Origin of the sequence: Pseudomonas sp., from assembly GCF_050739995.1 — a bacterium.
GTDB lineage: Bacteria > Pseudomonadota > Gammaproteobacteria > Pseudomonadales > Pseudomonadaceae > Aquipseudomonas.
In genome coordinates this window covers 1-12,606 of record NZ_JBOICG010000177.1, presented here as the reverse complement: position 1 = coordinate 12,606, position 12,606 = coordinate 1, and the positions used below count along the sequence as shown (strand labels likewise).

Annotated in this window: 11 protein-coding genes and 2 pseudogenes; 9 read left to right on the top strand and 4 right to left on the bottom strand. The window is 59.2% G+C overall.

Annotated features, from left to right (window positions below):
- Positions 1–52 precede the first annotated feature (52 nt).
- The 3 genes from prpC to ACRESD_RS06265 all read right to left on the bottom strand — a co-directional run bounded on the left by prpC (position 53) and on the right by ACRESD_RS06265 (position 2,847).
- Positions 53–1,180 (bottom strand): bifunctional 2-methylcitrate synthase/citrate synthase, encoded by a 1,128-nt coding sequence (gene prpC / locus ACRESD_RS06275; protein WP_431750134.1) that lies wholly within the window; start codon positions 1,178–1,180, stop codon positions 53–55.
- 66 nt (positions 1,181–1,246) lie between these two features.
- Positions 1,247–2,140, bottom strand: a complete 894-nt coding sequence (prpB, locus tag ACRESD_RS06270) for a methylisocitrate lyase (RefSeq protein WP_123715392.1) — start codon at positions 2,138–2,140, stop codon at positions 1,247–1,249.
- A gap of 11 nt (positions 2,141–2,151) precedes the next feature.
- Complete coding sequence (locus tag ACRESD_RS06265) at positions 2,152–2,847, bottom strand: GntR family transcriptional regulator (RefSeq protein WP_431750133.1); 696 nt, start codon at positions 2,845–2,847, stop codon at positions 2,152–2,154.
- A gap of 272 nt (positions 2,848–3,119) precedes the next feature.
- On the opposite strand from ACRESD_RS06265, the gene ACRESD_RS06260 reads away from it, so the two are divergent.
- From ACRESD_RS06260 to ACRESD_RS06235, 6 genes and pseudogenes are all read left to right on the top strand, one after another.
- Positions 3,120–3,656, top strand: coding sequence for an ATP-dependent zinc protease family protein (locus ACRESD_RS06260; RefSeq protein WP_431750132.1), 537 nt, complete (start codon positions 3,120–3,122; stop codon positions 3,654–3,656).
- 5 nt (positions 3,657–3,661) lie between these two features.
- Complete coding sequence (locus ACRESD_RS06255; protein WP_431750131.1) at positions 3,662–5,194, top strand: inactive transglutaminase family protein; 1,533 nt, start codon at positions 3,662–3,664, stop codon at positions 5,192–5,194.
- Positions 5,194–6,180, top strand: a complete 987-nt coding sequence (locus ACRESD_RS06250) for an alpha-L-glutamate ligase-like protein (protein ID WP_431750130.1) — start codon at positions 5,194–5,196, stop codon at positions 6,178–6,180. Before ACRESD_RS06255 ends, ACRESD_RS06250 begins: the two co-directional genes overlap by 1 nt.
- A gap of 99 nt (positions 6,181–6,279) precedes the next feature.
- On the top strand, positions 6,280–7,623 hold the full coding sequence (gene pabB, locus ACRESD_RS06245) for an aminodeoxychorismate synthase component I (protein WP_431750129.1): 1,344 nt from the start codon (positions 6,280–6,282) through the stop codon (positions 7,621–7,623).
- Positions 7,624–7,774: 151 nt separating this feature from the next.
- Positions 7,775–7,936 (top strand): annotated as a pseudogene (locus ACRESD_RS06240) (type II toxin-antitoxin system HigB family toxin); the annotation flags it as partial.
- Positions 7,936–8,219 (top strand): annotated as a pseudogene (locus ACRESD_RS06235) (helix-turn-helix domain-containing protein). The pseudogenes ACRESD_RS06240 and ACRESD_RS06235, both read left to right, overlap by 1 nt.
- A gap of 113 nt (positions 8,220–8,332) precedes the next feature.
- Here ACRESD_RS06235 and thrH read toward each other — a convergent pair.
- Positions 8,333–8,950: a bifunctional phosphoserine phosphatase/homoserine phosphotransferase ThrH gene (gene thrH, locus ACRESD_RS06230; protein WP_431750128.1), complete on the bottom strand. Its 618-nt coding sequence runs from the start codon at positions 8,948–8,950 to the stop codon at positions 8,333–8,335.
- Between the two features lie 150 nt (positions 8,951–9,100).
- Between thrH and ACRESD_RS06225 the strand changes: the two genes are divergently transcribed.
- The 3 genes from ACRESD_RS06225 (at position 9,101) to ACRESD_RS06215 (ending at position 12,573) form a co-directional block, all read left to right on the top strand.
- Complete coding sequence (locus tag ACRESD_RS06225) at positions 9,101–9,835, top strand: phosphoadenylyl-sulfate reductase (protein WP_431750127.1); 735 nt, start codon at positions 9,101–9,103, stop codon at positions 9,833–9,835.
- 466 nt (positions 9,836–10,301) lie between these two features.
- Positions 10,302–11,831: an NCS1 family nucleobase:cation symporter-1 gene (locus ACRESD_RS06220; RefSeq protein WP_431750126.1), complete on the top strand. Its 1,530-nt coding sequence runs from the start codon at positions 10,302–10,304 to the stop codon at positions 11,829–11,831.
- 13 nt (positions 11,832–11,844) lie between these two features.
- Entirely contained in the window at positions 11,845–12,573 is a 729-nt protein-coding gene (locus ACRESD_RS06215) for an aspartate/glutamate racemase family protein (RefSeq protein ID WP_431750125.1), read from the top strand.
- Positions 12,574–12,606 lie beyond the last annotated feature (33 nt).

The following is a 12,606-nucleotide window of genomic DNA, read 5'->3' as shown; positions in this document are numbered from 1 at the left end:
CCCCCTCCCACACTTGATCCGGTTTTCACTTCAAGATCGCCGGTCTTCTTATTCAGCGACGTTCGATTGGCACGAACTTGCGCTGCTCGACGCCGACGTATTCGGCGCTTGGACGGATGATGCGGTTGTTGGCACGCTGCTCGAACACATGCGCCGCCCAGCCAGTCAGGCGTGAGCACACGAAAATCGGCGTGAACAGCTTGGTCGGGATGCCCATGAAGTGGTACGCGGAGGCATGGTAGAAGTCGGCGTTGGGGAACAGTTTCTTTTGCTCCCACATGGTCTTGTCGATGGCTTCGGAGACCGGGAACAGCACCTTGTCACCCACCTCGTCGGCGAGTTTTTTCGACCAGCCCTTGATCACTTCATTACGCGGGTCGCTGTCTTTGTAGATCGCGTGGCCGAAGCCCATGATCTTGTCCTTGCGCGCCAGCATGCCGAGGGTGCCTTCGACGGCCTCTTCGGCTGAACCGAAACGCTCGATCATCTCCATCGCCGCTTCGTTGGCACCGCCGTGCAACGGGCCACGCAGGGAGCCGATGGCGGCGGTCACGCAGGAATACAGGTCGGACAGGGTCGACGCACACACACGAGCGGTGAAGGTGGAAGCGTTGAATTCGTGCTCGGCGTAGAGGATCAGCGAGACGTTCATCACCTTGACGTGCAGCTCGCTTGGCTTCTCGCCGTGCAGCAGGTGCAGGAAGTGGCCGCCGATGCTCGGCTCATCCGTCACGCAGTTGATACGCTTGCCGTCGTGGCTGAAGCGGTACCAGTAGCACATGATCGCCGGGAAAGCCGCGAGCAGGCGGTCGGTGACGTCGCGCTGTACGCTGAAGTCTTTCTCCGGCTCGATGTTGCCCAGGAACGAGCAACCGGTGCGCATCACGTCCATCGGGTGAGCGTCGGCGGGAATGCGTTCCAGCACCTCCTTGAGCGCTTGCGGCAGGTCACGCAGTTTGCCCAGCCTGGCGGTGTAGGCGGCCAGCTCGGCTTGGGTCGGCAATTCGCCGTACAGCAGCAGGTAGGCGACTTCTTCAAATTGCGCGTCGGCGGCCAGTTCGCGCACGTCGTAACCGCGATAGGTCAAGCCGGCACCGGCCTGGCCCACGGTGGACAGGGCCGTCTGGCCCGCCACTTGGCCACGCAGGCCGGCGCCACTCAGTACTTTTGCTTCAGCCATGTTCGATCTCCAATCTTGAATTTATTAGGGAGGCATGTGGGAGCAGGCAGGCACCTTCCCACAGGCTTACTTTTTCGCGGCAAACAACGCGTCGAGCTTCTGCTCGAAGGTGTGGTAGTCGATGCGATCGTAAAGCTCCATGCGGGTTTGCATGGTGTCGATCACGTTCTGTTGAGTGCCGTCGCGACGGATTGCGGTGTAGACGTTCTCGGCGGCCTTGTTCATGGCGCGGAAGGCCGAAAGCGGGTACAGCACGATGGAAACATCGGCAGATTTCAACTGTTCGGTGGTGTACAGAGGTGTCGCGCCGAACTCGGTAATGTTAGCCAGGATCGGCGCCTTCACCCGGGAGGCGAACAGTTTGTACATTTCCAGCTCGGTGATGGCTTCCGGGAACACCATGTCGGCGCCAGCCTCGATGCAGGCGGCGGCACGCTCCAGGGCGGACTCCAGGCCTTCTACCGCCAAGGCATCGGTACGCGCCATGATCACGAAACTGTCATCGGTGCGCGCATCCACGGCAGCCTTGATGCGGTCGACCATTTCCTGCTGGGACACGATTTCTTTATTCGGACGATGACCGCAGCGCTTGGCGCCGACCTGGTCTTCGATATGAATGGCCGCCGCGCCGAACTTGATCATCGACTTGACCGTGCGCGCCACGTTGAACGCCGAGGAGCCAAAGCCGGTGTCCACGTCCACCAACAGCGGCAGGTCGCACACGTCAGTGATACGACGCACATCGGTCAGCACGTCATCCAGGCCGGTGATGCCCAGGTCCGGCACGCCCAGGGAACCGGCAGCCACCCCGCCGCCCGACAGGTAGATCGCCTTGAAACCGGCGCGCTTGGCCAACAGGGCGTGGTTGGCGTTGATCGCACCGACCACCTGCAAAGGGTGTTCGCTGGCGACCGCGTCACGGAAACGTTGGCCTGGCGTGCTGTTGTTATTGGAACTCATGACTCACCTCGTTAGGGGGTAGTGTCTGGAAAGTGACGGGCGATGTTGCGTTTGGAAGCGCCGATATGGCGGCGCATCAACAACTCCGCCAGTTCACCGTCACGATCGGCAATCGCGTCAAGAATGCGGTGATGCTCGGCAAAAGCCTGGCGTGGACGATTGGGCGTCGCGGAGAACTGGATGCGGTACATGCGCACCAATTGATACAGCTCGCCGCAGAGCATTTGGGTCAGGGTGCGGTTGCCGGCGCCCTGGATGATCCGGTAATGGAAATCGAAGTCGCCTTCTTGCTGGTAATAACCGAGGCCAGCCTGGAACGCTTCGTCGCGCTCATGGGTGTGCAACACCTGGCGCAGCTCTTCGATTTCCGCGTCGGTCATGCGCTCGGCGGCCAAGCGGCAGGCCATGCCTTCGAGGGATTCGCGGATTTCGTAGAGTTCGATCAATTCGGCGTGACTCAAGGACACCACCCGCGCACCGACATGGGGCACACGCACCAGAAGACGCTGGCCTTCCAGACGGTGGATCGCCTCACGCAACGGGCCACGGCTGATGCCGTAGGTGCGCGCCAGTTCCGGTTCGGAAATCTTGCTGCCGGGGGCGATCTCACCCTTGACGATGGCAGCCTGGATACGCCGGAAGACGTTCTCTGACATGGTCTGGGAATCGTCTTGCGCTATCACTGGGGTTTCCAGTTGATCCAGCATATTGTCGACACCTTTAAAATCAATGTCGCAAAAACTAGCCAATCAGCCCCTGATAGTCAAAGAATAAATCAATATTGTCGACAATCATCTAATAACCCCTTCGACACGTTCCTAGGGCATGGCCGCCTGCCAGCGCTGGCGCCAAAAAAGCATCATGTTAGAATGCCCGCCGCTTTCGCCTGACATCACCCGATGAAACGGCGCACGAGGGAGTTTGCGCAGCAATGCCAGTCGCCTTGAATTGAACATCGCACGGCACCGCCTCAGGATTTATGAGACTCAAGCCCTTCCTTCTATTGATTTGCCTATGGTGTGTACCGGGGCTTGGCATCGGTGCCGAGAAGACCGTGTATGGCCTGAATGAATACGCCAAGCTGGCCGGTATCGACCTGGAAGTGGCCGCCAAACTCGACACCGGTGCCAAGACCGCATCCCTCAGCGCCCGTGATATCAAGCGCTTCAAGCGTAATGGCGAATCCTGGGTGCGCTTTTACCTGGCCATCGACACTGCCCACTCCCACCCCATCGAACTGCCCCTGGCCCGCGTCAGCAAGATCAAGCGTCGCGCCGGTGACTACGATCCCGATGAGGGCAAGCAGTACACCGCCCGTCCAGTGATCAGCCTGGATGTCTGCATGGGTACCGCTTTACGCAGCATCGAAGTGAACTTGACTGACCGCAGCGCATTCCAATACCCGCTGCTGATCGGCTCCGAAGCCTTGAAACGCTTTGATGCGCTGGTCGACCCCAGTCTTAAATACGCAGCGGGCAAACCTGCCTGCGCCGCCGACGCTCATACCGCCGAGTAAACCGAATGCGCTCTCTGACCTTGCACCTGAAAATCCTGATCACCATTTTGGTGGTGCTGGGTATTTCGGTCACCGCCTACCAGATTTTCGTGTTGGGTATCCCTGTGACCGAAGACGCCACGGACGACTTGTGGAACATCGACGCCAAGGTCGAGTTCGTCGCCAACCCCAAGGACCCGGTAAAGATCTCGATGTTCGTGCCGCCGCTGAGCCGCGACTTCGTCAGCCTCAATGAAAGCTTTATCTCGAACAACTATGGGGTGAGCGTCAACCGAACTGACGGCAACCGCAAGGTGACTTGGTCGGCACGCCGGGCCAAGGGCAAGCAAACCCTGTATTACCGCCTGGTGCTGACCAAGCGCTACAGCGGCGAAAAGGTCAAGGTCAAGGGCCCGACCTTCCGTGACAGCATTGCTGTGGAAGGCCCGGAAAAAATCGCCGCCGAAGCCTTGCTGGCGCCGATCCGCCAGCACTCGGCCGACGTCGAGACGTTTATCGGCGAAGCCATCAAGCGCACCAACAACCTCAACGACGACAACGTGAAACTGCTGCTGGCCGGCGACCCGTCGACGCCGCACAAGGCCAAGATCGTCGAACTGTTGCTGTCTATCGCCCATGTCCCGGTAGAAAAGGTCCACACCATCCGCCTGGTGGCCGACCAGCCACAAACACCGGAACTGTGGCTGCGCAGCTTCAATGGCAACGACTGGTTGTACTTCAACCCCGAAACCGGTGAACAGGGCCTGCCGGCCGACCGCCTGTTGTGGTGGACCGGCGATGAAAACCTGATCACGGTGGAAGGCGGCAAGAAAGCCGCCGTGACATTCAGCCTGAACAACAGCGAAATGAACGCCATTCGCCTGGCCAAGCTGACCGACGAGAACACCGACGCCAACTTCCTCGAATACTCGCTGTACGGCCTGCCGCTGCAAACCCAGCAGACCTTCATGATCATGGTGATGATCCCGATCGGCGTGCTGGTGATCCTGATCCTGCGCAACCTGATCGGCCTGCAGACCCTGGGCACCTTTACCCCGGTCCTGATCGCCCTGGCGTTCCGCGAGACGCAGTTGGGCTTCGGCATTGTGCTGTTCACGATCATCACAGCGCTGGGCCTGTCCCTGCGCTCGTACCTGGAACACTTGAAATTGCAGATGCTGCCGAGGTTGTCGGTGGTGCTGACCTTCGTGGTGGTGTTGATCGCGGCCATCAGCCTGTTCAGCCACAAGCTGGGGTTGGAACGCGGGCTGTCGGTGGCCTTGTTCCCGATGGTGATTCTGACCATGACCATCGAGCGCCTGTCGATCACCTGGGAAGAACGCGGTGCCAGCCATGCGCTGAAAGTGGCGATTGGCACGCTGTTCGCCGCCACCCTCGCCCACTTGATCATGAGTGTGCCGGAGCTGATCTACTTCGTGTTCACCTTCCCGGCGATCCTGCTGATCCTGGTGGGCTTCATGCTGGCCATGGGGCGTTATCGCGGCTACCGCTTGACCGAACTGGTGCGTTTCAAGGCCTTCCTCAAGGCTGACTCGTAATGTTCGGCTTCTGGAAGACCTGGAAGGCCCTGGAAGCGCGAGGGATCATGGGCATCAACCGGCGTAACGCCGACTACGTGCTCAAGTACAACAAGCGCAGCCTGTACCCGATCGTGGATGACAAGATCATCACCAAGGAACGGGCCATCGCCGCCGGTATCCATGTGCCGCAAATGTACGGCGTCATTTCCACCGAAAAGGAAATCGACAAGCTCGACGAGATCCTCGACGGACGCAGCGATTTCGTGATCAAACCGGCCCAAGGCGCCGGCGGTGACGGCATCCTGGTGGTGGCCGACCGCTTTGAAGGGCGCTATCGCACGGTGTCCGGCAAGCTGCTCAGCCATGAGGACATCGAACATCAGATTTCCAGCATCCTTACCGGCCTGTATTCCCTGGGCGGCCACCGCGACCGTGCGCTGATCGAATACCGCGTGGTGCCCGACCAGATCTTCAAGAGCATCAGCTACGAAGGTGTGCCGGATATTCGCATCATCGTGCTGATGGGCTACCCGGTCATGGCCATGCTGCGCTTGCCGACCCGTCAATCCAGCGGCAAGGCCAACCTGCACCAGGGTGCCATCGGTGTGGGCGTCGACCTAGCGACCGGCGTGACTTTGCGCGGCACCTGGCTGAACAACATCATCACCAAGCACCCTGACACCACCAATGCGGTGGACGGTGTGCAACTGCCCTACTGGGACGGCTTCATGAAGCTTGCCGCCAACTGCTATGAGTTGTGCGGGCTGGGTTATATCGGCGTGGACATGGTGCTGGACCAGGAAAAAGGCCCGCTGATCCTTGAGCTCAATGCTCGGCCGGGGCTGAATATCCAGATCGCCAATGACTGTGGCCTGACCTTGCGCACCCATGCAGTGGAAGCGCGGCTAGATGAATTGAAAGCGGCTGGCGTTACCGAAACCCCGGAAGAACGAGTGAAGTTCGCGCAGGAACTGTTTGGGCATATACCGCACTTTGAAGGCTGATCCGGGCTTCAATCTGTCTATACCCGACATCCCCTCTAGGACCATCTCCTACAGGGGACTACAATCGCCCCCCCACGCCAACGGCTGATCCACCCCGCAATGTCGACCTGCTCCGTACACCCGCTGCCCTACCGGGCCAACCCCGCCGAATACTTCGCGGTGATCCGCCATGCCCCTGGCGCGGTGCTGCTCGACAGCGGCCGCCCCGCAGCCGAACGCGGCCGTTATGACGTGCTCAGCGCCTGGCCGCAATCAACCTTGACGGTTTGGCCGGATGAGAGCGGCACCGATTTCCTGCAACGCTTGCGGGAAAACCTGACGCAGCTGGGTGAAGCAGAATTACCCGCAGGTTATGAACTGCCCTTCGCTGGGGGCTTGATCGGCTATCTGAGCTATGACTTTGGTCGGCATCTTGAGCAGATGCCACATCTGGCGGCGGACGATTTGCACCTGCCAGACGCGCGTTTCGGCCTGTATGCCTGGGCGCTGATTAGTGATCACCACGCACAGACCAGCCAGTTGGTCTTTCATCCGGCACTGGCCGCAAGCGAGCGGCAACGGTTGATCGCAGTGTTCAGCCAGCCGACAACTGAGCACTCTGCAAGCTTCACCCTGCATGGCCCTATGGTGCCGGACCTCACTGCCGAGGCTTACCGGCAGGCCATTGTGCGCATCCAGGATTACATCCAGGCCGGTGACTGCTATCAGGTCAATTTCGCCCAACGCTTTCGCGCGCCGTGCATCGGTGATCCGTGGGTGGCTTACTGCGCGCTACGCGAAGCCTGCCCGACACCGTTCTCGGGGTTTCAGAGCCTGCCGGATGACGGAGCGGTATTGAGCCTGTCGCCCGAACGCTTCGTGCACATCAGCGAGCGCCGGGTCGAAACCCGCCCGATCAAGGGCACCCGTCCTCGTGGTGCAACACCCAAAGAAGACGCCGCCAACGCCGCCGAGTTACTGGCCAGCCCCAAGGATCGCGCCGAAAACCTGATGATCGTCGACCTGCTGCGCAACGACCTTGGCCGCAGCTGCCGCACTGGCTCGGTGAAAGTGCCGGAGTTGTTCAGCCTGGAAAGCTACCCCAACGTGCACCACCTGGTGAGCAGCGTGACGGGTGTGTTGGCCGACGACAAAGATGCTCTCGACCTGATCGCCGGCAGCTTCCCCGGCGGCTCCATCACCGGCGCCCCGAAGATCCGCGCCATGCAGATCATCGACGAGCTGGAGCCGACGCGACGCGGGCTGTACTGCGGTTCGCTGGTGTACCTGGACGTGCGCGGTGAGATGGACAGTTCCATCGCCATTCGCAGCTTGCTGGTCAAGGATGGGCAGGTGTGCTGCTGGGGCGGCGGTGGGATTGTGGCGGACTCGGAGTGGGAGGCGGAGTATCAGGAGTCGCTGACGAAGGTGCGGGTGTTGCTGCAAACGTTGGAAAACCTGTAGCACAGGCCAGCCCAGTCTCTCGAAGCAGAAAAAATCTGAATCAGAACGACCGTAGACGATGTGAGAGCCACTGGTTAGCGTCCAGCTCCGACCGTTCAACCGCCGTCTGTGAAGGATCACATGAAGCGATTCATTACTCGTCAGAAATCATTTCCAAAATTGCATCTCACTAAAAAGCGGCAGGGTTGTTTTCAACGTGGGCGGCAACAAGTATCGAGTGATCATGGCGATCGATTATCAGCGACAGCTTGGGTTCATACGCTTCGTGGGAACCCATGCGCAGTACGATCAAATCAACGCGGAGACCGTGTGATGAACATCAAACCTATTCATTCCCAGGAAGACCTGACCACTGCGCTTGCGCGAGTGGAACAGCTATGGGGAGCAGAAATCGGCTCGCCTGAGGGAGGCGAGTTGGAAATCCTCGCAATCCTCATCGAAAAATACGAGGCGGAGCATTACCCCATGCCTTCTTCGGACCCAGTGGACGCGTTTCGGAGGTGCTGAACCACAAGCGCAAACTCAGCCTGTCGATGATCAAGCGCCTGCATGAAGGTTTAAGCATTCCGTATGAACGACTGCTGGCCGGAATCTAGGGCCTGCAGCGTCAGAAAGGGCCCCATCGCGGGCAAGCCCGGTTCCCACAGTTGATCGGGTTCAGGTGGGAGCTGGCTTGCCTGCGAAGAGGCCATCAGCCTCACTGAAATACTTACAGGCTCAACGTCCTATTCGACGCCTTGATGAACGCTTTCTTCAAATCCTCAAACGTATGCACCGCCGGGAACTGCGGAAACTCACGGATCACGTTTTCCGGCGCGTGGAACAGAATCCCGTGGTCGGCCTCGCCCAGCATGGTGGTGTCGTTGTAGGAATCACCGGCGGCGATCACGCGGTAGTAAAGCGTCTTGAAGGCCAGTACTGACTGACGCTTGGGGTCTTTCTGGCGCAGTTGGTAGCTCACCACCCGGTCGTGTTCATCGGTGATCAAACGGTGGCACAACAAGGTCGGGAAGCCGAGTTGACGCATCAGCGGCTGGGAGAATTCGTAGAAGGTATCCGACAGGATCACCACCTGGAAACGCTCGCGCAGCCAGTTGACGAACTCGACGGCGCCGTCCAGCGGCTTGAGGGTCGCGATCACTTCCTGGATGTCGGCGAGCTTGAGCCCGTGCTCATCGAGGATGCGCAGGCGTTGCTTCATCAGCACGTCGTAGTCGGGGATGTCGCGGGTGGTGGCCCGTAGGGATTCAATACCGGTTTTTTCGGCGAAGGCGATCCAGATTTCCGGAACCAGCACCCCTTCCAGGTCAAGACAGGCAATTTCCACAAGACACTCCGTTCGTATTATTCAAGTTGAGCGAGCCAAAGGACTGCTGAACTCTAGCGATTCAAGCTCGCCGCCGCAACGCAGGGCGGATTTGATACCATCGTTCCCCTATAGAGCGCTCAGCGCCACTGACCTGTAGGAACCGTCCTGATGAACCAAGCCTTCGACGTCGCCGAACTCGCCGCGACTTATGCCAACAAATCCGCCCAGGACATTCTCAAGCTGGCGTTCAGCCAGTTCGGTGATGACGTGTGGATTTCCTTCAGCGGTGCCGAGGATGTGGTGCTGGTCGATATGGCTTGGAAGCTGAACAAGAACGTCAAGGTGTTCAGCCTCGACACTGGCCGCCTGCACCCGGAGACCTACCGGTTTATCGAGCAGGTGCGCGATTTCTACAAAATCGACATCGAACTGATTTCGCCGGACCAGAGCAAGCTGGAACCCTTTGTCAAGGAAAAGGGCCTGTTCAGCTTCTACAAGGACGGCCATGGCGAATGCTGCGGCGTGCGCAAGATCGAACCGCTGCGCCGCAAACTGTCCGGTGTAAAAGCCTGGGCCACCGGCCAACGCCGCGACCAGAGCCCCGGTACCCGTAGCCAGGTGGCAGCGCTGGAAATCGACACCGCCTTCTCCACCCCGGAACGCACCCTGTACAAGTTCAACCCACTGGCCCAAATGACCAGCGAGGAGATCTGGGGTTACATCCGCATGCTGGAGCTGCCCTACAACAGCCTGCATGAGCGCGGTTTCATCAGCATCGGCTGCGAGCCTTGCACCCGCCCCGTATTGCCGAACCAGCACGAGCGCGAAGGCCGCTGGTGGTGGGAAGAAGCAACGCAGAAAGAATGCGGGCTGCATGCCGGGAATATCATCAGCAAAGCCTGAAGACCGACGCGGTAAAAAATGTGGGAGGGGCTTGCCCCGATGGTGGTGGATCAGTCGGTAAATATGGTGACTGGCACTGCGCTATCGAGGGCAAGCCCCTCCCACATTTGTTTCATCCCAACCATAAATATGTACACACAAATGTAACCATAGGTGCCATTTATGTGTGCAATATCTGCATGCTCGCACCATAACGTAACACCCCTCCACACCTGTTGTTCGCCCTCGCTAATCGCCTCTCATCAACCGAAAAATAAATAGCTGTTCAATCGGTCAATTTATATTTCTTTTAATTCAGCTGGTTATTCAACAATCCTATAAAAACGAAATTACCCACAGTTTTCATAGACCGAAAACTGGCACGCATGTGGCTTAAGGTGAAATACGCTTTGTATACAATAAATACAAAACATACATACACTTTGCTGTCTGCGGCTTGCTCGCAGATGCGCTGGAGCCTGCCGGAATGCGTACAAGCCTCTCGAACAACATCGCACTGGATCTGCCCTCCTCCGCCCTGAATCCCGAGGCCGCAAGCCCTGGCCCCTTGGTACTCAGCCCGCGCCTGCACAACCAAGACCTGGCACCCACCAAAGCCGAAGGCCGGCGCTGGGGGCGCTACAGCATCTTTGCGTTGTGGACCAACGACGTGCACAACATCGCCAACTACTCGTTTGCCATCGGCCTGTATGCGCTGGGGTTGGGCGGTTGGCAGATCCTGTTATCCCTGGGGATCGGTGCGGCGCTGGTGTACTTCTTCATGAACCTGTCGGGGTTTATGGGCCAGAAGACCGGTGTACCGTTTCCAGTGATCAGCCGTATCAGTTTCGGTATTCATGGCGCGCAGATTCCCGCGTTGATTCGGGCAGTCATTGCGATTGCCTGGTTTGGTATCCAGACCTACCTGGCGTCGGTGGTTTTCCGCGTGTTGTTGTCGGCCATTCATCCAGGATTTGCCGACTATGACCACAACTCGATCCTCGGCCTGTCAACCCTCGGCTGGGCGTGCTTTGTGACGATCTGGTGCGTGCAGCTGGCAATCCTGGCGTATGGCATGGAAATGGTACGTCGCTACGAAGCCTTCGCCGGGCCGGTGATTCTGGTGACGGTGGCCTCACTGGCCGGTTGGATGTACTTCCAGGTCGGCGGCAACATCGCGTGGTCGACCCGCGAGCCCCTGAGCGGCGGCGAGATGTGGCGCAACATCTTTGCCGGTGGCGCGTTGTGGCTGACCATCTACGGCACGCTGATTCTTAATTTCTGCGACTTCGCCCGCTCTTCACCGTGCCGCAAGACCATCCTGGTAGGCAATTTCTGGGGCTTGCCGGTGAATATCCTGGTGTTTGCCGCGATCACCGTGCTGCTGTGCGGCGGGCAATTCCAGCTCAATGGCCGAGTGATTGAAAGCCCGACCGAAATCATCGCTGCCATCCCCAATACCTTTTTCCTCGTGCTGGGTTGCCTGGCCTTCCTGATTGTCACCGTGGCGGTGAACATCATGGCCAACTTCGTCGCGCCTGCCTTCGTGTTGAGCAACCTGGCGCCCAAGTACCTGAACTTCCGCCGCGCCGGCCTGATCAGCGCGACCGTAGCGGTATTGATCCTGCCGTGGAACCTCTACAACAGCCCGCTGGTGATCGTGTATTTCCTCTCTGGCCTGGGCGCACTGCTGGGGCCGTTGTACGGGGTGATCATGGTCGATTACTGGCTGATCCGAAAAAGCCAAGTAGATGTGTTGCAGTTGTATAGCGAAGACCCCAACGGCGTTTATTACTACAACCGCGGGGTCAATTTGCGCGCAGTGGCGGCGTTCATTCCTGCAGCGGTGATCGCGATTCTGCTGGCGCTGTTGCCCGGTTTTGCCAGCGTCGCCCCCTTTTCCTGGATGTTTGGCGCTGGTATTGCAGGGTTGCTGTACCTGCTGATCGCCAAGCGCCAACCGTTCTACGCCGATGTCAGCGGCGAAAGCATTGCAGTCGATAACGTCAGTCACTAATCAAGGAGATTCCATGCGTATTCTCGTGGTCAACGTCAACACCACCGAATCCATCACCGACACCATCGCCCAACAGACGCGCGCCGTGGCGTCACCCGGCACCGAAATTGTGGGGCTTACCCCGTACTTCGGTGCCGAGTCGGTGGAAGGCAATTTTGAAAGTTATCTGGCGGCCATTGCCGTGATGGATCGGGTGATGGCCTATGACCAGCCGTTTGATGCGGTGATTCAGGCCGGCTACGGCGAACATGGCCGTGAAGGTTTGCAGGAGTTGTTGAACGTGCCGGTGGTTGATATCACCGAAGCAGCCGCCAGCACTGCCATGTTCCTGGGCCACGCCTATTCGGTGGTGACCACCCTGGACCGCACCGTGCCGCTGATCGAAGACCGCTTGAAACTCGCCGGCCTCTACCAGCGCTGTGCCTCGGTGCGCGCCAGCGGCATGGCGGTGCTCGAGCTGGAGGAAGACCCACTGGCCGCCATGGAAGCCATCGTGCGCCAGGCCGAGTTGGCCATCCGTGAAGACAAGGCCGAGGTCATTTGCCTGGGCTGCGGCGGCATGGCCGGGTTGGATGAACAGATCCGCCAGCGCACCGGCGTACCGGTGGTGGATGGGGTGACGGCGGCAGTGACCATCGCCGAATCACTGGTGCGTCTGGGGTTGTCGACGTCGAAGATCAGGACCTATGCGACGCCAAGACCGAAGAAGGTGATTGGCTGGCCGGGCCAGTTCGGCCGGTAGACCGAGGTGCCACCATCGCAGGCAAGCCAGCTC

Bases quoted from the DNA above. Each gene is read 5' to 3' on its own strand.
- ACRESD_RS06250 (WP_431750130.1), top strand. From the start codon at position 5,194: ATGTTCGGCTTCTGGAAGACCTGGAAGGCCCTGGAAGCGCGAGGGATC.
- ACRESD_RS06260 (WP_431750132.1), top strand. From the start codon at position 3,120: ATGAGACTCAAGCCCTTCCTTCTATTGATTTGCCTATGGTGTGTACCG.
- ACRESD_RS06265 (WP_431750133.1), bottom strand. From the start codon at position 2,847: ATGCTGGATCAACTGGAAACCCCAGTGATAGCGCAAGACGATTCCCAG.
- prpC (WP_431750134.1), bottom strand. From the start codon at position 1,180: ATGGCTGAAGCAAAAGTACTGAGTGGCGCCGGCCTGCGTGGCCAAGTG.
- ACRESD_RS06255 (WP_431750131.1), top strand. From the start codon at position 3,662: ATGCGCTCTCTGACCTTGCACCTGAAAATCCTGATCACCATTTTGGTG.
- ACRESD_RS06215 (WP_431750125.1), top strand. From the start codon at position 11,845: ATGCGTATTCTCGTGGTCAACGTCAACACCACCGAATCCATCACCGAC.
- ACRESD_RS06220 (WP_431750126.1), top strand. From the start codon at position 10,302: ATGCGTACAAGCCTCTCGAACAACATCGCACTGGATCTGCCCTCCTCC.
- pabB (WP_431750129.1), top strand. From the start codon at position 6,280: ATGTCGACCTGCTCCGTACACCCGCTGCCCTACCGGGCCAACCCCGCC.
- prpB (WP_123715392.1), bottom strand. From the start codon at position 2,140: ATGAGTTCCAATAACAACAGCACGCCAGGCCAACGTTTCCGTGACGCG.
- ACRESD_RS06225 (WP_431750127.1), top strand. From the start codon at position 9,101: ATGAACCAAGCCTTCGACGTCGCCGAACTCGCCGCGACTTATGCCAAC.